Raw genomic sequence first — 18,457 nt, 5'->3', positions numbered from 1 at the left:
CTGGATGTGGACTTACAATCACGATCGCCCGAACATGGCCTTGGGCGGATTGACGCCAAAACAGCGGCTGGCCATGGCCGCATAGTTTCTACTTCTGAACCCCGTGGAAAACGGGGAGATTACCAGTGCATGTGTCTACGCGGACACTTAGCTTTGGATCTTCTGGCCTTCATCGGAAGGGCGTCGTTAAATGACCGCATACTTTACATAGAGCGATGAATAGTCTATAGTACATCCACAGTACACACATCAGGAACCGCTATGCATACCACCCGCGTTTTCAAGAATGGCAACTCACAAGCCGTTCGCATTCCCGCCGACCTTGCTTACGACCGGAGCGATGTCGAAATCGAAATTGAGCGCGTAGGCGATGAGATCCGTATCCGTCCGATGCGTCGTCCGCTGACTGGAGTGCTCAAGAAGTTCGCGAAATTCGGGCCGGATTTCATGGCTGAAGGCCGCGGCGAGCAGGAGCAGGCTGCGCGCGAGGGATTGTGATGCCGCGCTTTATGCTCGACACGAACATGTGCATCTACCTGATGAAGAATCAGCCTGAAGAAGTCGCGAAGCGATTTGCGCAGTGCTACGTCGGGGATGTGGTTATATCCGCAGTCACCTACGCTGAACTTGAATACGGCGTCGTAGTGTCTGCGAACCGAACTCGCGAGCGCCGCAATCTCGCCGCCCTAATCGAAGATATTCCTGTGGCCCCGTTCGACGCTGCCGCAGCAACGGCCTACGGGCCTGTGCGCAAAGCGACGAACGAGCGCAAGAAGGATGCTCTTGACAAGCTGATCGCCGCACACGCGATTGCCCTGGACGTTATTCTCGTTACCAACAACGAGCGCGATTTTGCCAGCTATCCCAGTATCAGGCTCGAAAACTGGCTCAACAAGTAGAAAGCTTTAACATGTTCATTAATCTCGAAATTTGGAATGAAGAGCCTCGCCACGACAAGGGGAGTGAACAAGGTACGCGTAAATTCCTATCATAAGCCTTGAAGTTATGAAATTCGCTCGACTTATGTTCGAATCACCATAATCGTCTAACCGCCTAAATGCCAGAGCACCGTCGCAATGCCAGTGCTGCCTCATCAAGGGCCTGGATCAAGGCGGGTGTCGGCGTCCATTGACTGCCTTGTACGGTAAAGCGGGCCGCGGCATCGACAACCTTCGCAGTGCCCTCCCTGTTGTTGCGGCCCAGTTTGTAGGCCAGGAAGACTTCAAACAGCGAGCTACCGCGCTGCTTGATTTGATCGACATTGAGACGGCCCTACGCATCAAAATTGACAATCACAAAATCCCGATTGATCACGTGCATGGGCTTGCGATCCATCAGCTCAATGGTCAGGTGCGCGAGGCGCACGCGCTGATCTGCAAACTCCGGCAGGCGATGACTATCCGGAGCACCGAGCATGTTCCAGTAGTGCGTCATCCCATCTTCAGGATGCCCTCGTCCGGCGTGATCAGAAATGTTTGAATCGTGTATCCCATTGCAATAACTTTTGTCGTTGCTTCGGCACAATCGTGATCTCGTTCGTCACCGGGCCGCCTCATTTGGTCAATTTGCGATCGACGCGCTCATATTTTAGGCCTTTCGCGCCTCAAACGCCTGATCGAACCGCTGGGCTCGCTGCACTTCGTCGCTGTGCAGATAGATCGACGAATGGCGCAGATTGTCGCGCACCATGATCAGCTCGGCGCCCCGGGCCAGCGCATGTGACGCGTGAGTGTGCCGCATCCAGTGCGGGCTCGCGCGGCGCAGCTTCTCCGCCGTCGTGGGCCGCTGGGCGGGTCGCAGGGGCAGCCAATGACTAACACGAGCTCGCGGCTCATCGTAGACGAGTGGCCTGCCTACCCGAAGTGCTCCCCGGTGCCTCTGTCCCGGATGGGCGGACCATACGCCTAAAACTGCGCGGCGGGAACACGCGGGGCACCGGTTCATATCATGCCAGTTACCAACGCCATCGAGAGCATGCACATGTAACTGCGCAAGATTGTGAAGAACCGCGGCCACTTCCCGAGCGACAAAGCCGCCAGCAAACTGTTGTATCTGGCCTTGTGCAACATCGAAAAGGATTGGAAGATGCCGCCTATCACTTGGCGGTAGGCGCTCAATCAGTTCGCCATTCTGTCCGGCGACCGGTTCACGAACACCATAAGCTGAGATCTTTTAACCGACCTCGACACACAAGATTCCTGATACATCTGCCGAAGGACGTATCCGAAATAATGAGCAACTGTCTTTCCCGTCAAGCCGTGTGGATGGATTCATCCCACGGCTTCCCTGTTTTTGCGATGGCGTTGAGGATAGTAAGCAGCTTTCGCATGCAGGCGACCAGGACAACCTTGTTCGGCTTACCGGTCGCGACGAGCCGGTGATAGAAGGTCCCGATCACCGGATTGAAGCGAACAGCCGCTAACGTCGCCATGTATAGCATGCGCCTGACGGCTGCACGTCCGCCGAAGATCATTCGTTTGCCGCGAACCGCCCCTGAGTCGCGGTTGAAGGGCGCTACTCCAATCAACGCGCTGACCTCGCGCCGTGTCAGCTTGCCAAGTTCCGGCACGTCAGCGATCAGTGTGGCGACGGTCGCAGGACCGACTCCGCGGGCACTCGACAGCAGTTCGACAAGACGGGCGTGATGCGCCTTGACGTGCTTCGTCAAGGCTGCCTCGACAGCCTTGAGCTCATCTTGAAGAACCCCAATGACGGTGATTACACTTTCGCGCACGGCCTGGTGGCTGATTCCAAGTCGTTGCCGCTCAGACGTCAACAAGGTGACGAGTTGGCGTCGGCGGGCAACAAGAGCCTGGAGTTCCTGTTGTAGCGGCGAAGACAGGATTTTGACTATCTTGTCCCTGTCGGTTCGCTGTGCGAGCACGTGGGCAAGCTGAGCCAGAGCGCGCGCATCAATCCGGTCGGTTTTCGCAAGATTCCCCATTGCCTTCGCGAAGTCGCGGGCCTGACGCGGATTCACAATGGCAACTGCGTAGCCGGCGCCTTGCAACGCGCAGGCAACCGCCACTTCATAGCTTCCGGTGGCCTCCAGTACCGCAAGATCGACTTGACAATCAGCGAGGGCACAGAGCAACTTATCGTGGCTTGCCGGCGTGTTCGGATAAGTGGCGACGATACCAGTTACTCCGAACGCGACATCAAGGGTGGCTTTTGCAACATCAATTCCGACGGCGATTTTTTCAGACATGGTTCCCCGGATCCCATTCTTGTGAATGCGAATTCAAATTCAAGCAACTGTTCGGGCTTATCGAAGAACGGTAGCGCTCACGCGCCGAATGCTCATTAACGGGCTTTCAGGCCCATGATGGTTTTCAGGCTGCGCGACCGCCGTCCGTGGGCAGAAAGATACAAGATGGTCATCCCCACCCCACGAGCGAAGGTTACGCTTGTCGGGTATTTCTTTTTAGAGAGGCCATCATGCAAGAGGTGACGCTGGTTGGAATCGATTTGGGCAAGCATTCGTTTCACCTTCACGGTCAGGACCGACGCGCAAAGGCGGTGTTTCGCAAGAAGGTGAACTGCAAAAACAGCTGGTCGAGTTCTTCGCCGCGTTTCACACCTGCACGCTCGCCATGCAAGCGTGTGCCGGCGCTCACCATATGGCGCGCAAGCTGGCTACGTTCGGGCATCAGGTCAAACTCGTTTCGCCGCAATACGTGCGGCCTTTCGTGAAGAGCAACAAGAACGATTTTGTCGACGCTGAGGCGATCTGTGAGGCAGCGTCTCGCCCAGCCATGCGGTTTGTGACGCCAAAGACTGAATCGCAGCAAACCCTATCGGCCCTACATCGCGTGCGCGAATCGTTGATCCGTGATCGCACCAAGACCGTCAATCAAATACACGGTTTCCTGCTTGAATTCGGTATCAGCCTGCCTGTGGGCAACGCTGTCATGACACGGCTGCTAGCTGTACTCGCTGAGCATCCGCTACCGCCACGCCTGATCGCGATCCTCGAGCGTTTGCACGCTCACTTCAAGTACCTCCACGAACAGATCAGCGAGATCGACAAGGAAATAGCTCGCCAGCTTGCCGATGACGATCTCGGCCAGCGTCTACTGTCCATTCCCGGCGTCGGCTCCATCACCGCGAGCGTGCTGGCTGCCGAGATGGGAGATGGCAAACAATACGGATGTAGCCGAGGCTTTGCCGCCTCGATCGGGCTGGTACCACGCCAGTACAGCACTGGCGGCAAGTCCAACCTGCTGGGAATCAGCAAGAGAGGGGACAAGAACATCCGACGCCTGCTCGTGCAGTGCGCTCGCGCCTACATGATTAGGCTCGAGCGACAGCATGGCAAGCTCGCGCAGTGGGTGCGCGCGATGTTGACACGACGGCATCCCAATGTCGTGGCGTGCGCCCTGGCGAACAAATTGGCGCGCACCGCATGGGCGCTGGCGACGCACAACACCGCATTCGATGCAGGCGTAAGCACCCTGCCTGCTTGAGCATCCGTGCGCCACTATGCTTTGCCCGAAGCTCTACTGGTTTTGCGATCGCTGAGGTTTGATGACGTGAACGGCACACCGGCCTGACGTGCTTGGCTTAGGCTGCATGCGCCTCTCCCTAGCGTACCCGACCGACAACGCTGGGGCGTGCGCCGATGGACCCCCATGCTCGCTGCGGCGGGCCGTAACCCGGAATTGCCATGATGGGGTTGTGAGCAGGCTAGACGACTGCCGGCCAAAAGAGTAGGATTAAATCCTATTATGATCAACAGGAGCCCGCCATGCGCACCACGCAGCAAATGAGCATTACCCTGCCCAAAGACATGGCAGAAGTGGTGAAAGCCAAGGTCTGCACGGGTGAGTATGCGAGCGAGAGCGAAGTCATCCGGGATGGCCTGCGGGCACTCATGGCGCGAGATCGTGCCGTAGAAAGCTGGCTGCATCACCAAGTCGGCCCCGCCTATGATGCCCTGAAGGCTGATCCGTCTCGAGCCGTGACGGCGGACCAAGTGCGGGCTCGACTAGCCGCTGAACACGATGAAACACGATGAAACACGATGAACTACCGGGTCGTCTTCAGCCCGGAAGTGCAGGCGCAACTGGTCGAACTTTTTCGTTACATCGCCGACGTAGCATCGCCCGACATGGCGGCTCGCTACACTGAAGCCATCGTGAGCTACTGTGAGAGCCTGAGTACGTTTCCGCTTCGCAGTATCAAACGCGATGACATACGGTCCGGCCTGCGCCTCACCCATTACAAGAAACGGGTGGTGATTGCTTTCGTTGTGGAGGCCGAGACAGTTTCCATCCTCGGTATCTTCTATGGCGGCCAGAACTACGAAACGATTCTGCAAGACACGCCGGACGATGACAGTGCGGAATGCTGATGTCTCTCAATCAGCACGCCTCTCTCACCGGCTACAGGAACGCGCATCATGACTGTCGATCTGCCCAACAGCACCCGCACCGATTTCCCCAACAGCACTCGCACCGATAAGCGACTGACCTTGAAACGGCCAATCGCCGTGCTCCCGCAAATCCGATCAATTACTTCGTACGTTCGATGCCTTCCGACATCAAGAGCGCGGTAGCCTTTTTTAAAATGGCCTTCTCACGTTCGAGGCGTTCTATACGCGCCTCGAGTTCTTTAATGCGTTGCTGATCCGGCGTGATCACCTTGCCTTGCGGCGTGATGCCCTGACGTTCCTGCTGAAGCGGGTGCACCCAGCGACGCAGTACTGTCTCGCCGACGCCAACCGAACGGCTCGCCTCCATATGGCTATAGCCCTGCTCGAGCACCAGACAGGCGGCTTGCTGTTTGAATTCCGGGGAAAACGTACGTCGCTGCTTCTTCATCAGACACCTCTTCATGGCGGTAAGCGTTGCGCCAATCTTGCAATTACCCACATCTCGTTAGCGCGAGTTCATAGCCGAGCTGGATATCGATCAGGCGCCGCATGCCGCGCCACATGACGGTGTTTCCTGGGGCAGGATCGCTAGCGCGAGCCAAATAGCCGCCAAGCCGGGCGAGCTTGATCAAGTTGCGCAATAGCGGCGGCGCTTGCGCGCTACGAGGTGAGTCCTGGACGACACGTCCAAGCAATTCGATTTCGGTCTGTGTGAATACCACCTCGGGCGGCGCCTGCGGGACAGATCGGCTGATCATAGTGAGCCAGAATAGGCGCCAACTCAGGATGCAGAACACGCCAATCAGGTTCGCGAGCCTGTCGGCCGTACGCAACTTTGACTCTTCTGCCCTGCACCCCGATTTCAGGATCTTATGGAATGTCTCGACCTTCCAGCGCATGGCATACCAGTTTAATTTTTCGACTGCCTCGGCGCGCGATCTGACTGGCATATCGGTCATCAGTTTCCACTCAATGCGAGCTCGTCCACGGGGTGCATTGCGCTCTTGGGCGTGAATAACGCTCAGCTGCAGTGCAGGGTAGCGCTGGTGCTTGCCAATCGGCGGTAATACCGTCATTCGCTGGTAGCGAAGCTCAAGCGTAGCGGTCATCGGACGGCCCTTCTTATCACGAAGCTTAACGCGGTGCAATCCCTTAAGCTGGACCTGCTCCATTTCGTGTGCGACAGTACGCTGGCCATCGCCGGCCAAGCGATCAACACAAGTGCGCACTAGGAAATGTGTGCATAAATCGTATGCGGTACAAAACAGCTCATCAATGTCGCTTTCCCGATCACCGATGTGAATGCAACGGGCAGGCTCACCCAGCAGTGCCATTGACTGGCGCATGTTCTCTAGCCAGCGATAACTTTCCTTCTGCTCAATTGGTACGCGCGTCGGATTGACATGTCGCTTGATCTTCAACTTCATGCTCAAACCATGCTTGGTTATCTGCCTTTCGGTTCCCTGCCATTTCGTTCGCACGCCGGTCATCATAGATGTCAAGTTACCAGGATTCGCGATTGAGATGTGGGTAATTGCAAGTGCGCCAATACCATCTTGACGGGAGGGACGTTACTTTCCACCCCAGCCGTTGGACGCCATTCGCAGAAGCGCTGCGTTCGCGACTCGGCGGTCGAATAACTTGGCATCGAAGTCACGCCCAGCCCAGCGCCTCACCTCGCCAGACTGCTCACGTTCCACGGCAGTAGTTCATCAACGCGATTGATCGGATGCTCTGCGATGCGTGCAAGCGCATGGCGCAGATAAGTCTCAGGATCGACATTGTTCAGCGCGGCTGTGCCAATCAAGCTGTAGATCGTGGCGGCACGTTCACCGCCTGATCGGCCCCCGCGAACAGGTAGTTGCGCCGGCCGATAGCCACGCCGCGCAGGGCGCGCTCAACGGGCAAGTTATCGATCTCAAGTCGTCCGTCATCGCAGTAGCGCGTTAGCGCCTCCCAGCGGTTGAGCGCATAGAGAATTGCGCGGCTTGTATCCGATTTACGTGAGAGCGTGGCAAGCATCTCGCTCAGCCAAGTATGAAGCTGATCGAGCAAAGGCTTAGCGTGCAACTGGCGATAGGCGCAACGCTCGTCGGCAGGCTTGCCGCGGATGACTTCTTCGATTTTGTAGAGCGCACCGATTCGCTCGAGTGCCTCGGTATTGAAGGCATTGGGCCGCGCGACGTGGAGCTCGTAAAACTGTCGTCTGGCATGGGCCCAACAAGCTGCTTCGACCACGCGTGCGGTTTCGTAAATCGCTCGATAGCCTGCGTAGGCATCGGCTTGCAGTGTGCCGGCAAACGACTTGAGATGTTGCTGCGGATGAATGCCTTTGCGATCAGGCGTGTAGGTGAACCATACCGCAGCCGGCGTTGCATCGCCTGAGGGCCGGTCGTCGCGCACGTACACCCATAGTCGTGCGGTCTTAGTCGTGCCGTTGCCGGGCGCGAGCACTGGCACGGCAGTGTCATCAGCATGCAGTTTTGATGCCGCCATCACGTGGCCACGGATGGCTTCGACCAGAGGTTGCAGCAATGCAGCGCTATGACCGACCCACTTGGCCAGCGTCGAGCGCTCGAGCGCTACGCCTTCGCGGGCGTAGATGACTGATTGCCGATACAACGGCACATGGTCAGCAAACTTGGAGACGAGTACGTGTGCGAGCAACCCCGGGCCAGCTAAGCCGCGTTCGATGGGGCGGCTCGGCGCGCTTGCTTGTGCGATGTGATCGCAGCATGTGCATGCGAACTTTGGTCGTACGTGTCGGATCACTCTGAAGCTCGCTGGTACGTACTCCAGTTGCTCCGAAACGTCTTCGCCGAGTTGCTTCATCGCGGAACCGCATTGCGTGCAACGCTCGGCCGATTCGGGCAGATAGATGCGCGTGTCGCGCGGCAGATGCTCGGGCAGTGGCTTGCGTAGCGGTGCTTGCGGCGCAGTGCGCGCCGTCTTCGAGATCTCAACAGCAGCGGCCCCCTCGTCGGCCTGTAAATCTTCCAAACGTAGCTCGAGCTGCTCGATTTGGCGATCCAGCTTCTCCGATTTGCGGCCGAACTGCATGCGCCGCAACTTGGCAATGAGCAGCTTCAGATGTTCGACTTCTGCTGCGCTCGAGGCCAACGCGGCTTGTTGCGAGTCAATCGTCTCTTGCAGTTTGATCACTCGCGCGTCACGCTCACGCAGCGCCGCTTCCTGCTCGAGCAGCCTGGCCTTCAAAGCCTCAATGTCGTCGGGAAGTGGGCTCGCGCGGGTCATGCCGGCAGTTTACGCGCCGGCGGCGACGTTTACAACGCCCAAGTCGGTCGCGCCGTTCTCGTCGGTTGCCGCCAGTCAATGCCTTCAAGCAGCATCGACAGTTGCGCCGGGCTAAGGCAAATGACGCCGCTGTCCGCTTGAGGCCAAATGAAGCGTCCCTTCTCGAGTCGCTTCATCAGCAAACACATGCCGTCGCCGCTCCACCATAGCACCTTGAGCAGGTCACCGCGCTTGCCACGGAACACGAACACGTGCCCAGAGAATGGATCACGCTCCAACACGGTTTGCACCTTAGCTGCAAGGCTGTTGAAACCAGCTCTCATATCCGTCACGCCGGCGGCCAACCACACGCGCGTCCCTGCGGGCAGACCCATCACGATGCCGACCGTAACGTTGTCAGCACTGTCCGCAGTACGCTCAGCTCAAGTGGCCCATCGAAGCGAACCCGTACAGCCCCACATTCGACGATGAGACTTGACGCCACTTGCGCCGGCACGGGCAGCTGTACAGGAATAAACGTTTCGGTGGGCTGCGCATGCGTGAGCGCCGACTGGCTACGCTCGTGTGCGCGACGCCAACGCGCGATCATGTTGGCATTCAGACCGTGCTCCTGTGCCACATCCGCAATTGAGCGGGCCGGATCGTTCGCTTGCGCCACGACCATTGCCCGGAATTGCTTCGAGTAGTTCTTGGATCCCAGTCGTCGGCCCAGTGCCTTCGCTTCCATCGTCCTAATTCCCACTTGATCTGGTGGGAAGTAGGTTGCCGACTTCAAGCCCTCATGAACAGACGGTGATGGAACAACGCTTACTGCATAACCGGCTTGGCACTGCGAAAAACCGTCCCAACACGCGAACGTTTTGTACCACTGGCGTGGGCCGTTGTCCGATGCGTCGCGCGTAGAGCAGCCGCGCGGCTGTCCTTGCACAAGCCGTCGGCGCCGATCATCGCGATTGCGGCGCACAGCACGCAAATGATGTGCTTGCTGTGATAGCCTGCCGATGAGGCAAACTGGCTCAAGATTGGGCGTTTTCGGTGTCTTTACCGACGACTTTAGTGAATTTCCGTCCTCCGGGATGTCGATATCCGACGCCTCGATGCACTGGAATTGTCCAACGACTGATGTACTTAAGCTGCTGTGGCTGTTAATCTGGCCGACTTCTGAGCCAGCTCACACTGTCTTGGATTCGCGCCTGGGCGGGTTTGGAAAAATGGTTGGCTTTCATAAAGCGCGTGATCTCACCCATTGCCACTTTCCATTGGCGATTGTTCCGGCGCCATAGCACCCCATTGGCCCGAAGCTCGCTCAGTACTTCCCATAAAGCGGCTTCACCCGCCCCGTTCAGTAGACTCAATCCCTGCTGCCATCCCCGCTTGGCTAGCGTGTCATTGATGAAATAGATACTTCTAATTAACCCGACTGCTGCTTGCGGGCGCTGCGCCGTCGGCACGCGCCCTAAATAGCGCTCCAGCAACGCCAGCTCCTGCGCTTGTCGCTTAGGTGAAAAACTACCCAGTCCTTCAGGCAAACGCTGCAGTGCGGCCCCCCACTGGTCGTCAGGCAGCGACAGCGCCCAATCGCGCATTTGCACATACCGCGCGGATTGTTCCGCTTCCGGCAATTGCCACACGTAGCTTGCCAACGCGCCGACCGATGCGCCTTGATGAGAGGGGGGCAGGCGTAACGCGTAGTCGTGTAAGAGCGTATAAAGCTCAGGGATGCGCGGGTCTGCTTGATTAAATTTATCTAGTAAACGGGTCAATGTGGGAATGATCTGCGCTTGCTCGGCTACGCTCAATGACGGCAGCCGTGCCAGAATCTTGTAATACCACTGAGCGAACTCAGGGGTCTCAGGTGTGTCGAGGGAAAAATTCGACAGTCCAAGCGCCAGTTCCGGCCACACATTGTCCTGCCCGGGCTCGCGCTGTTCGGCCAGCGCGTAGGCAAAGTCAAACAGCTCCATCCATTCGCGCTCATAGGTGAAATGCCGGTGCATGAGCAACAGCGCTTTTTGTATCTGCACGCCGTCTTGCGGGATACGCTGCGCGGCTGCGAATAAACGCTTAAATACGCGGGTGCGCCCGGCCTTCAACGTTTTCAGACGCTGGCACAGCGCGTCCAGGGGTTCAGTGTACTGCGCTGGATCGGCGAGCGTGCCGTCCATCTCATCGAGCAGGCGGTGGATCGACTGGAAGGTCGCCGCTTGCTTTGCTCGTTGCCAATAGTTATGAATGAGGCGCCGGGTCTGCATTGCATAATAGGTGCGCCGGTCAACGGTGGAAAATGGCATCACGTCTTGGACGGGCACGTAGTCACCAATGCGCGCGATGACTTCGGTCGGCAGGTCCTGGTAGGTGGTGGGCCGCTTGGCCGATGGGTTTGCCCACGCGGCGCTGGGTAGCTGCGGTGGCGGTGGCGCCGAAGCGGCGGGTGTCGGGCGAGCCTCTAACGCGTAGATATAGGCCTGATAGTCGTTTAAAGCGGCATTCAGATCGAAGTCCATCGGCAAGCTCAGCAAGAAGTAAAGAAGACGCCACGCGTAGCGAGGTTGCGCAGCAGGCTAGCGAAAACTGGGCACAGGCGCGCAGCGATACGTCACAAGCGCGAGACTTTTGGCGGATGACATAAGCCGGCGGATGAGCCGCGATATGGCAGGCGAGTGATGCAAGCGGGTAACGACAGGGGACATTGGCCGAGCAATAACTAAATGTGCGTAGCATGTCAGGTCGTTTCAGCCAAGCGGATCACATGGTTTGACAATCGCCGGTAATACGCCGTGCTTCGCCCGATTGGCGGCGCGTTCGTGCTCGCGTGCAACGCGCGGCAAAGGTCGTTCAAGGTACTGACTTTTGATGACACTCAATACGTTATGTCGCCAGTGGTTTGGGATAGCCTCATTTGCTATCTAAACGAACTTGAGGCGGGCAATACCGCGCAAACTGGTGCGGGCTCACGTGCGGTTCCACGGTAGTTAGCGGCTTTTTCGCCCGTTGACGGCCTGAGGCTACCCCAAAAAAACTGGGCCATTCAAAAGTAGAAAAATCCGGCATGATGCAACCTTGACAAGCAGAAGGTCATGTCGTAAAGAAGAGCCAATACACGGAAGAACCGATGGCATTCGCGTTAAAGCAGGCAAAGCTGGGCACGCCGGTGGCGGGAGTGGTGCCGCAAGATGGGCATCAGCGATGCGACGTTTTACAATTGGCGGCCTCGGCCCCTCGGAGCTACGCCGGTTGAAGCAACTCGAAGAGGAGAACGCGAAGCTTAAGAGGCTGATGGCAGACCTGTCGCTGGACAAAGCCATGTTGCAGGATGAGCCCGTCAGGTTTTTAGTGTGCCCGGGCCATGATCACGGCTGCGCGCACGGGCTCGAATTTGCGGACTGGCCAAAGAGCTGGCCTCAGCGCATTGGCTGCGGCATACGGTCGGCTCGCATCAGGCCGACGCTGGCCTCGACCTGCGCACGATGCGTGATAACCTCGGACACGTGTCGCTGACCACCACGAGCCTGTACTTGCACGAAGAAGAGGACACGCGGCATCGCGAGACGGTGCGCGGCCATCGGATGAACTGGGGCGACACGGACTCGGTCGAGCCCCCTGCTCGGGAGCCACAGCGCTGATCATAGCGAGCAGCGACGTACCCAGCGTTTCGTTGCGCGGGCGCTCCAGCAGCGACGGCCAGATGAGATTACGTTCGTGGGCGGTTTCATCTTAGCGGCGTCTGGCCTGGACAGCATTTTTGCGCTCGTCTTCGATGTACCTCACCAAATCGAGCAACAAGTAAGTGGGCTGCCAAGCAGGACTTACCTCAGAGGACGCGCAATCGCATGACAGTACTTGTTTTTTGCTCGGTCAGCTGCCAGCCCCAGAATGAAACACACCCGACCCGCTTGGCCGGGACGCCATTTTCGTGGGTGGGCACCACGGCACGCGTGAAATCGTCGCGCCGCTGGCGCAACTTGTCCCCGTCGGCGGCAACTGCAACCTACAGCAAGCCGTAGCCAACTGGCATGACTGGCACGAACGCGGGTACTCGTCTTAATTCCTGGACGCCGAATTGACAGAGATGGATCTCCATCATATTATGACCATGTGGTCATAATATGATGGAGATCCTTATGAAAACCTTGACTGTGGTTGAAGCCAAGTCCCATTTCTCAGCCCTATTGGTTGAGATAGAGGCCGGCGCGGAAATTGCTATCACCCGTCATGGGAAAATTGTGGCGCGGATGATCCCCAATCAGCCAAGCGTCGCGGCCGACGCCTTTCGTGACTTTTGGTCGAGCCAGAATGATATTGATCTGCAAGCTCCGGAAGATAAGCCAGCCGAGGCCGTAGCCTCGATGGACAATTAGTCCATGACCGCGCTCTACCTGCTAGATACCAACATTTTGATTGCCGCTTTGAAAGGGCATCCAGACATACAGCAGCGGCTAGAAACGCTGCCGCTCAGTAGCATGCGCCTATCGGTGATTGTGCTTGGAGAGTTGGAATTTGGCGCGGAGAAAAGCGCTCATAGTGAGCGCAACCGCGCCCGTCTCGCCACTTTGGCGCAACGACTACCCTTCGTCGGCTTTGATGCTGAGACCACCCGCTACTATGCGCGCGTGAGGGCATGTTTAGAACGGCAAGGAATCCCAATCGGGGCTAATGACACATGGATCGCAGCCCAGGCGCTCGCGATCAAAGCCACCCTAGTCACGGATAACGAACGCGAGTTCTCTCGCGTGCCGGACCTGTCACTGGAAAACTGGTTGACAAGGTAGGAATGAAGTCGCGAGCGAGTCTTCGAATGTCAGCAGCACGCTGAGAATGGCTCTTTCGCACTTTGTGTGAAGTTTTTACTGTGGATCAGCATCGATTCAACACACGAGTACGAAGCAGTTGGAAGCCGGCGCGGCCATACATTTGGCGCTTGAGGAACTTGAGCCGATTGACATGGCCTTCGACGATGCCGTTGCTGTAGGGTGTGAGTCGTGCAGCGTGTACGGCATCGTAGTCGTGGCCAATGCCTGCTGCAAACCACTGCATTTCTGGTACAGCGCTGGCCTGCGCTTGATGCAGCCAGCTTGCCAACGCTTGATGTGCGCGGCGCTTGACCCTGTCAGTGAACTCGAGCGACAGCCGCCGGATCGCCACAATCTGTGTGATCACTCCAGTGTTGGTGTTGGCCACGATAAACTCCTGAACTCCCGCGAGAGCGTCATGAGCTGTCCAGCATGAGCCGATCGAGCGCCAACTACGACATTTCTTATATGGTCGCCTCCCATTTGCAAGGCGATTGTGCGCGGCAGGAGGGTGGTTGCGGACTTATATCCGGACTCGATCGCGGGCGTGCCCGCCGGCCCCGATGGATTTCGCCGCAAAGGTCCTAATCTAATTGGCGGACTGGAGGTCCGAGAAATGTCTCAGGCTTGCCTTCGCGCGGTCCAACCTGTCTTGCCATCGTTCAATACACCTGTGCAACCGTGAATGGTTTAGGCCTTAAAGCGTGATCACTGTGCTGGTGCTGCCTGATACGTTCGCCCGTACGCCAGCAGTGCCCAAATCGTTCGCGCCATCTTGTTAGCCAGCGCGACAGCGACGATGTCAAGCGCATTTTTACTTTGCGCGCAACAGCGCATGCGTGAGCGCCGACTGACTACGCTCGTGTGGACAGCGACAATCATCTTGGCCGATGTGGCGGCGACGGTCTTGGCCGGTGGAGAGGCGTAGTGGCTGCTTAGCAAGCGCATAGTCTATCCACCGGCGGCGCCGGGTTGGCTGGATTCTACGATGGCTGATCAAATCAATAAGAAGCGATCGGCCGCATGCCTGGAACCCGTATTACCGACCAACAGGTTCGCCTTTACATGTCCAAACGCAAACATCACTCGCAGCAGATCGCTGCGGCTAAGGCCGGCATCAGTGTGCGCAGCGCGCGGCGTATCGAGCGTGAAGCCACGCTGCCATCACAGAAGCCGCGGCGTTACTGGCGCTCCCGTCCCGATCCGTTCGCCCAAGTCTGGCAGAGCGAGGTTGTTCCGATGCTATTGAACGCGCCACAGTTGCAGGCGATCACGATCCTGCGCAAGCTACAGGACGAGCATCCCGGGCAGTATCCCGACAGCACACGTCGCACGCTGGAGCGGCGTGTACGTCAGTGGCGAGCGACGTCGGGGCCACCAAAGGAAGTCTTTTTTCCCCAGCAGCATGAGCCTGGTGCTCGCGGCCTGTCGGACTTCACCGACATGGCCGAGTTGCGCGTGACGATCGCCGGCGTGCTTTTCGAGCATCGGCTATATCACTTCGTATTGGCCTTCTCTCGATGGGAATACGCCAATGTCGTTGAAGGCGGCGAGAGCTTCGAGGCGTTATCGATGGGCTTGCACAATGCGCTGTGGCAAGCAGGCGGCTGCCCGCGCGAGCATCGCACTGACAGCCTATCGGCAGCGTTCAGGAATCTGCAGCAGGAAGACGACTTTACAGTGCGCTACGCCGCCTTGCTCGAACATTACGGCATGGCCGGCACGCGCAACAACCGTGGCCAGGGTCACGAGAACGGTAGCGTCGAATCATCTCATCGCTATCTGAAGGAAGCCATCGATCAGGCATTGATGTCGCGCGGTCATCGGGACTTTGAGAACCGAGCCGCCTACGAGGAGTTTGTGCGCGAGAACGTTATGCGTCGCAACCGACGTAACGCAGCGGCGTTTCGCCTTGAGCGCGAGCAATTGGTGGATCTGCCGCTGCGGCGTACGAGCGACTTCGTCGAAGCGGAAGCACGCGTCACACGGTGCAGCACATTCACGGTTCGCGGCATCCTGTACAGCGCGCCCTCGCGCCTGATCGGTCATCGCTTGAAAGTGCGTGTGTACAGCGACCGGCTCGATTGTTACCTCTTCGGTGCGTTGGTGCTCAGTACCCCCAGGGGGTCGCGTGCGGGCAACAACCGCCGCGCGCTCAATTACCGCCACTTCATCGAAGGGCTCAAGCGCAAGCCGCAGGCGTTCAAGGGGCTGGCGTTTCGCGATCAACTGTTTCCGCGTGAGGCGTATCGTCGCACGTGGGAGCAACTGGAGCAGCGCCTCACGCAACGCGAGGCCTGCCGCACGATGGTGGGATTGCTTGAGCTTGCCGCACTCGATGGCGTCGAAGCGGTGCTGGCCACGAGGCTGAACACCTTGTTGGTTGACGGCCAGTTACCGGAGCTAAAGGCGCTGCGTGAGGAATTCGCCCCGCGTGAGGCCGATTACCCGGTCATTAACGTACAGATTCCGCCTGCCAGCGCCTACGACGCTTTGCTTGGCACGGAGGTGGCATGAATACGCCCACCTTCGAGCCCGGCCGTCTGGCCTTAATGCTTAACGAACTGCGACTGCCGACCGTGGCGCGCCTATGGCCTGAGTTCGCACAGCGCTCCGACAAAGAGGGCTGGCAAGCGACACGACTGCTCGGCGCGCTGTTCGAGCATGAACTGGCCGAGCGCGCGAAACGGCGCATCGAGCGACATCGAGCCGAGTCGCGTCTGGACCCAACAAAGACGTTGGGCACCTTCGACTTCAGCATGGTGCCGATGGTCTCTAAAGCTCATGTCATGGCACTGGCTGCCGGCGATTCGTGGCTCGAGAAAGGCGCCACGGTTCTCGTGTTCGGCCCGCCCGGAGCAGGCAAGAGTCACCTAGGTTCGGGCATCGGCCACGCGCTGATCGACGCCGGCTATCGTGTGCTGTTCATGCGCACAAGCGAGATCGTGCAGAAGCTACAGGCCGCGCGGCAAAGTCTGCAATTGCCCTCAGCGCTGGCCAAGCTCGAGCGCTTCGATTTGATCATCCTGGATGATCTGTCGTATGTCCGAAAGGACCAAGCCGAGACAAGCGTGCTGTTCGAACTGATCGCCGAACGCTATGAGCGCCGCAGCCTTCTGATCACCGCCAACCAACCGTTCTCGGGCTGGAACGACGTGTTCCCGGACCCCGGCATGACCGTCGCTGCGATCGACCGGCTCGTGCATCACTCAACGATCTTCGAAATGAACGTCGAGAGCTACCGCCGCCGTACGGCCAGCGACAAACAAATTGGGCGACGCCGACAATTATCCAGCGACAATCACAAACTAGGAGCGACAACCATGGCTGAATAACCACCGACAATCATCCCGGTCGACCGGCCAAGACGATTGTCGGTAAACCGGCCATTCTGCTTGACGCTATCCACTATCCTTACTGGTAGTAGCCGGGGCCGCGCACGTGCATGTGATCGGGGCTAACCCAATCACACGCGGGAGCCGGTGCGTTTCGATCGCGGTTGCTTGTTAGAATGTCGCGCACATGCCGGTATTTGAAGGCGCTCAGTTGCAGCGCCAGCATGCAGGCGGCTTCTAGCCTTGTGCGGCCATACCGCTTGGCCAGCGAGAGCAAGCCTAAACACGCGCGGTAGCCATGCTCCGGATGCTTGTGCTCGGCCAGTAGCCGGGTGACGACTTCCGCCGTGGCCGAGCCGATGTGTTGCCCCCAGTCGATCAGGCGTTGCGGGCTCCACTCGCGGTGGGCGCGATGAGCGGCAGGCATGTGCTCGTTCACCGTGGAGAATCCGCCGGCTCGCGAGCTGCGGGCATGGCAGGCGACGCGTTGTCCGCGATGCAGCAGCTCGACGGTGGTGTGCGTCACGCGGGCCTCCAGCGACTGCCCGACCAACGCATGCGGTACGCTGTAACGATGTTGGTCGATCTCTACGTGATAGTCGATGTGCGCCTTGACGCTCTTGAAGGTGGCCAGCTCATAGCGCTGTGCCGGCAAGGGCGAGAGCGCCGGCGCGTCCAGTTGGGTAAAGGCCGTGGCGCGGCTGCCAGGCAGCTTCTGGAAGGGGCGCATGTTCAGCCGCTGCAGCAGCGGCGCAATCGCCCGGTTCACCTCGTGCACGCTGGCAAAGCGTTGGTGTCGCAGCCGCGCGATGATCCAGCGCTCGACGACCTGCACAGCCGACTCTACCTTCGCCTTATCCTGCGGGTGGTACGCACGTGCAGGCAGAAACGACGTGCCGTAGTGACGTGCGAAGTCCAGCACGGTGTCGTTGGCACGCGGCTCGTAGCGGTTGGCCTCGGCAATCAGGGCGCGTGGATTGTCGGGGACGATCAGCGTGGGCACGCCACCATAAAACGCCAGGGCGCGTGCCGTTGAGTCGAGCCAGTCAACCATGGTCTCGCGTTCGGTGGCGCAGGCGAATGTGTAGCTGGACGCGCCCATCGAGGCGACGTAGATATGGGCGCGAGAGCCATCGGTCAGGGCGAGCGTGGGGCCGGCGAAGTCGATGAACAGCTTCTCGCCTGCGCGGTGAATTTGCCGCATGGAGCGCTTGAGCCGTTTGGCGAAGTGCCGATAGTTCTCACAAAATTGCGAATAGCCGTAGGTCTGGCGCTCGGCGTATTCTGCCCGGTACTTTTCCCACAGCAGCATCAACGTCACACCCTTACGTCGCAGCTCGTGATGGATGCGTCCGAAGTCGGGCTGCACATGGTGGCGCGGCCTCTGGGGGCAGGCCAACAGGCGCCGCTCCAACGTCACGTCGTCGAGCGACTGAACAGCGACCCAGTCCAGCCCGGCTGTGGCGGCCAAGCCGACGTATTTGGTTACGACGCCTTTGGACAGATCCAGTGCCGCGGCGATCTGCTCATGAGACAACCTCGCCTCAAGCTTCAGACGCAGTACTTCCTTGATCTTACGCATAGCGATCCTCGGTGCGGGCATGCTTGTCCCAGACAAAAATCTGGCAGCGTACCCATCGGGTTGCAGGTATGCGTAACAACCGTTACGGCGCAGTACGACATCGTTCCGGTATCGTGACCGC

Annotated in this window: 16 protein-coding genes and 8 pseudogenes; 13 read left to right on the top strand and 11 right to left on the bottom strand. The window is 58.6% G+C overall.

What is annotated here, in order from left to right:
• Positions 1–261: 261 nt before the first annotated feature.
• The 3 genes from KQH60_RS05710 (at position 262) to KQH60_RS05700 (ending at position 1,479) form a co-directional block, all read left to right on the top strand.
• Positions 262–498 (top strand): antitoxin, encoded by a 237-nt coding sequence (locus tag KQH60_RS05710; protein WP_237575570.1) that lies wholly within the window; start codon positions 262–264, stop codon positions 496–498.
• Positions 498–899, top strand: a complete 402-nt coding sequence (locus KQH60_RS05705; protein ID WP_237575569.1) for a type II toxin-antitoxin system VapC family toxin — start codon at positions 498–500, stop codon at positions 897–899. The genes KQH60_RS05710 and KQH60_RS05705 overlap by 1 nt, the downstream gene beginning before the upstream one ends.
• A gap of 229 nt (positions 900–1,128) precedes the next feature.
• Positions 1,129–1,479, top strand: coding sequence for a hypothetical protein (locus tag KQH60_RS05700; protein ID WP_237575568.1), 351 nt, complete (start codon positions 1,129–1,131; stop codon positions 1,477–1,479).
• Between the two features lie 108 nt (positions 1,480–1,587).
• Here the strand turns inward: KQH60_RS05700 and KQH60_RS05695 are convergent.
• Positions 1,588–1,773: pseudogene (locus KQH60_RS05695) on the bottom strand (integrase); the annotation flags it as partial.
• A 183-nt stretch (positions 1,774–1,956) separates the two neighbouring features.
• Here KQH60_RS05695 and KQH60_RS05690 point away from each other — a divergent pair.
• Positions 1,957–2,109 (top strand): annotated as a pseudogene (locus KQH60_RS05690) (transposase); the annotation flags it as partial.
• Positions 2,110–2,251: 142 nt separating this feature from the next.
• On the opposite strand, the gene KQH60_RS05685 reads toward KQH60_RS05690, so the two are convergent.
• Together KQH60_RS05685 and KQH60_RS05680 are read right to left on the bottom strand one after the other, a co-directional pair.
• Positions 2,252–3,208, bottom strand: a complete 957-nt coding sequence (locus KQH60_RS05685; protein ID WP_237575567.1) for a transposase — start codon at positions 3,206–3,208, stop codon at positions 2,252–2,254.
• Between the two features lie 95 nt (positions 3,209–3,303).
• On the bottom strand, positions 3,304–3,480 hold the full coding sequence (locus KQH60_RS05680) for a hypothetical protein (protein ID WP_237575566.1): 177 nt from the start codon (positions 3,478–3,480) through the stop codon (positions 3,304–3,306).
• A 29-nt stretch (positions 3,481–3,509) separates the two neighbouring features.
• On the opposite strand from KQH60_RS05680, the pseudogene KQH60_RS05675 reads away from it, so the two are divergent.
• The 3 genes and pseudogenes from KQH60_RS05675 to KQH60_RS05665 all read left to right on the top strand — a co-directional run.
• A pseudogene (locus KQH60_RS05675) lies at positions 3,510–4,466 on the top strand (IS110 family transposase); the annotation flags it as partial.
• A 281-nt stretch (positions 4,467–4,747) separates the two neighbouring features.
• On the top strand, positions 4,748–5,017 hold the full coding sequence (locus KQH60_RS05670) for a type II toxin-antitoxin system ParD family antitoxin (protein WP_237575565.1): 270 nt from the start codon (positions 4,748–4,750) through the stop codon (positions 5,015–5,017).
• Between the two features lie 6 nt (positions 5,018–5,023).
• Complete coding sequence (locus KQH60_RS05665; RefSeq protein WP_237575564.1) at positions 5,024–5,353, top strand: type II toxin-antitoxin system RelE/ParE family toxin; 330 nt, start codon at positions 5,024–5,026, stop codon at positions 5,351–5,353.
• Between the two features lie 149 nt (positions 5,354–5,502).
• On the opposite strand, the pseudogene KQH60_RS05660 reads toward KQH60_RS05665, so the two are convergent.
• The 6 genes and pseudogenes from KQH60_RS05660 to KQH60_RS05635 form a co-directional block, all read right to left on the bottom strand.
• Positions 5,503–5,822: pseudogene (locus tag KQH60_RS05660) on the bottom strand (transposase); the annotation flags it as partial.
• A gap of 43 nt (positions 5,823–5,865) precedes the next feature.
• Positions 5,866–6,801, bottom strand: a complete 936-nt coding sequence (locus KQH60_RS05655) for an IS4 family transposase (protein ID WP_237575563.1) — start codon at positions 6,799–6,801, stop codon at positions 5,866–5,868.
• 245 nt (positions 6,802–7,046) lie between these two features.
• Positions 7,047–8,629: pseudogene (locus KQH60_RS05650) on the bottom strand (IS66 family transposase).
• A gap of 29 nt (positions 8,630–8,658) precedes the next feature.
• Complete coding sequence (gene tnpB, locus KQH60_RS05645; RefSeq protein ID WP_255779048.1) at positions 8,659–9,003, bottom strand: IS66 family insertion sequence element accessory protein TnpB; 345 nt, start codon at positions 9,001–9,003, stop codon at positions 8,659–8,661.
• Positions 9,003–9,356 carry a transposase gene (locus KQH60_RS05640; RefSeq protein ID WP_237575561.1) on the bottom strand — a complete coding sequence of 118 codons (354 nt, stop codon included), beginning with the start codon at positions 9,354–9,356 and terminating at the stop codon, positions 9,003–9,005. The genes tnpB and KQH60_RS05640 overlap by 1 nt, the downstream gene beginning before the upstream one ends.
• A 418-nt stretch (positions 9,357–9,774) precedes the next feature.
• Positions 9,775–11,148, bottom strand: a complete 1,374-nt coding sequence (locus tag KQH60_RS05635; protein ID WP_237575560.1) for a hypothetical protein — start codon at positions 11,146–11,148, stop codon at positions 9,775–9,777.
• Between the two features lie 593 nt (positions 11,149–11,741).
• On the opposite strand from KQH60_RS05635, the pseudogene KQH60_RS05630 reads away from it, so the two are divergent.
• The 4 genes and pseudogenes from KQH60_RS05630 to KQH60_RS05615 all read left to right on the top strand — a co-directional run.
• A pseudogene (locus tag KQH60_RS05630) lies at positions 11,742–11,944 on the top strand (transposase); the annotation flags it as partial.
• 71 nt (positions 11,945–12,015) lie between these two features.
• Positions 12,016–12,252 (top strand): annotated as a pseudogene (locus KQH60_RS05625) (tyrosine-type recombinase/integrase); the annotation flags it as partial.
• A 498-nt stretch (positions 12,253–12,750) separates the two neighbouring features.
• A complete protein-coding gene (locus KQH60_RS05620; RefSeq protein ID WP_237575559.1) occupies positions 12,751–12,987 on the top strand; it encodes a type II toxin-antitoxin system Phd/YefM family antitoxin in 237 nt (78 codons plus the stop codon).
• A gap of 3 nt (positions 12,988–12,990) precedes the next feature.
• Entirely contained in the window at positions 12,991–13,398 is a 408-nt protein-coding gene (locus KQH60_RS05615; protein ID WP_237575558.1) for a PIN domain-containing protein, read from the top strand.
• A gap of 85 nt (positions 13,399–13,483) precedes the next feature.
• On the opposite strand, the pseudogene KQH60_RS05610 reads toward KQH60_RS05615, so the two are convergent.
• Positions 13,484–13,765: pseudogene (locus tag KQH60_RS05610) on the bottom strand (transposase); the annotation flags it as partial.
• 677 nt (positions 13,766–14,442) lie between these two features.
• Here KQH60_RS05610 and istA (KQH60_RS05605) point away from each other — a divergent pair.
• Complete coding sequence (istA, locus tag KQH60_RS05605) at positions 14,443–15,936, top strand: IS21 family transposase (protein WP_237575557.1); 1,494 nt, start codon at positions 14,443–14,445, stop codon at positions 15,934–15,936.
• A complete protein-coding gene (istB, locus tag KQH60_RS05600; RefSeq protein WP_237575556.1) occupies positions 15,933–16,754 on the top strand; it encodes an IS21-like element helper ATPase IstB in 822 nt (273 codons plus the stop codon). The genes istA (KQH60_RS05605) and istB overlap by 4 nt, the downstream gene beginning before the upstream one ends.
• 79 nt (positions 16,755–16,833) lie before the next feature.
• On the opposite strand, the gene istA (KQH60_RS05595) is transcribed toward istB, so the two are convergent.
• On the bottom strand, positions 16,834–18,357 hold the full coding sequence (istA, locus tag KQH60_RS05595; protein ID WP_237575555.1) for an IS21 family transposase: 1,524 nt from the start codon (positions 18,355–18,357) through the stop codon (positions 16,834–16,836).
• Positions 18,358–18,457 lie beyond the last annotated feature (100 nt).

The organism is Mycetohabitans sp. B8 (assembly GCF_021991875.1).
Lineage (GTDB): Bacteria > Pseudomonadota > Gammaproteobacteria > Burkholderiales > Burkholderiaceae > Mycetohabitans.
This window is presented reverse-complemented; position numbering and strand designations above follow the sequence as displayed.

What these genes read in the sequence shown, in the direction of transcription:
- KQH60_RS05710 (WP_237575570.1), top strand. Translation starts at nt 262, where the DNA reads ATGCATACCACCCGCGTTTTCAAGAATGGCAACTCACAAGCCGTTCGC.
- KQH60_RS05705 (WP_237575569.1), top strand. Translation starts at nt 498, where the DNA reads ATGCCGCGCTTTATGCTCGACACGAACATGTGCATCTACCTGATGAAG.
- KQH60_RS05685 (WP_237575567.1), bottom strand. Translation starts at nt 3,208, where the DNA reads ATGTCTGAAAAAATCGCCGTCGGAATTGATGTTGCAAAAGCCACCCTT.
- KQH60_RS05680 (WP_237575566.1), bottom strand. Translation starts at nt 3,480, where the DNA reads ATGCTTGCCCAAATCGATTCCAACCAGCGTCACCTCTTGCATGATGGC.
- KQH60_RS05670 (WP_237575565.1), top strand. Translation starts at nt 4,748, where the DNA reads ATGCGCACCACGCAGCAAATGAGCATTACCCTGCCCAAAGACATGGCA.
- KQH60_RS05665 (WP_237575564.1), top strand. Translation starts at nt 5,024, where the DNA reads ATGAACTACCGGGTCGTCTTCAGCCCGGAAGTGCAGGCGCAACTGGTC.
- KQH60_RS05655 (WP_237575563.1), bottom strand. Translation starts at nt 6,801, where the DNA reads ATGAAGTTGAAGATCAAGCGACATGTCAATCCGACGCGCGTACCAATT.
- tnpB (WP_255779048.1), bottom strand. Translation starts at nt 9,003, where the DNA reads ATGGGTCTGCCCGCAGGGACGCGCGTGTGGTTGGCCGCCGGCGTGACG.
- KQH60_RS05640 (WP_237575561.1), bottom strand. Translation starts at nt 9,356, where the DNA reads ATGGAAGCGAAGGCACTGGGCCGACGACTGGGATCCAAGAACTACTCG.
- KQH60_RS05620 (WP_237575559.1), top strand. Translation starts at nt 12,751, where the DNA reads ATGAAAACCTTGACTGTGGTTGAAGCCAAGTCCCATTTCTCAGCCCTA.
- KQH60_RS05615 (WP_237575558.1), top strand. Translation starts at nt 12,991, where the DNA reads ATGACCGCGCTCTACCTGCTAGATACCAACATTTTGATTGCCGCTTTG.
- istA (WP_237575557.1), top strand. Translation starts at nt 14,443, where the DNA reads ATGCCTGGAACCCGTATTACCGACCAACAGGTTCGCCTTTACATGTCC.
- istB (WP_237575556.1), top strand. Translation starts at nt 15,933, where the DNA reads ATGAATACGCCCACCTTCGAGCCCGGCCGTCTGGCCTTAATGCTTAAC.
- istA (WP_237575555.1), bottom strand. Translation starts at nt 18,357, where the DNA reads ATGCCCGCACCGAGGATCGCTATGCGTAAGATCAAGGAAGTACTGCGT.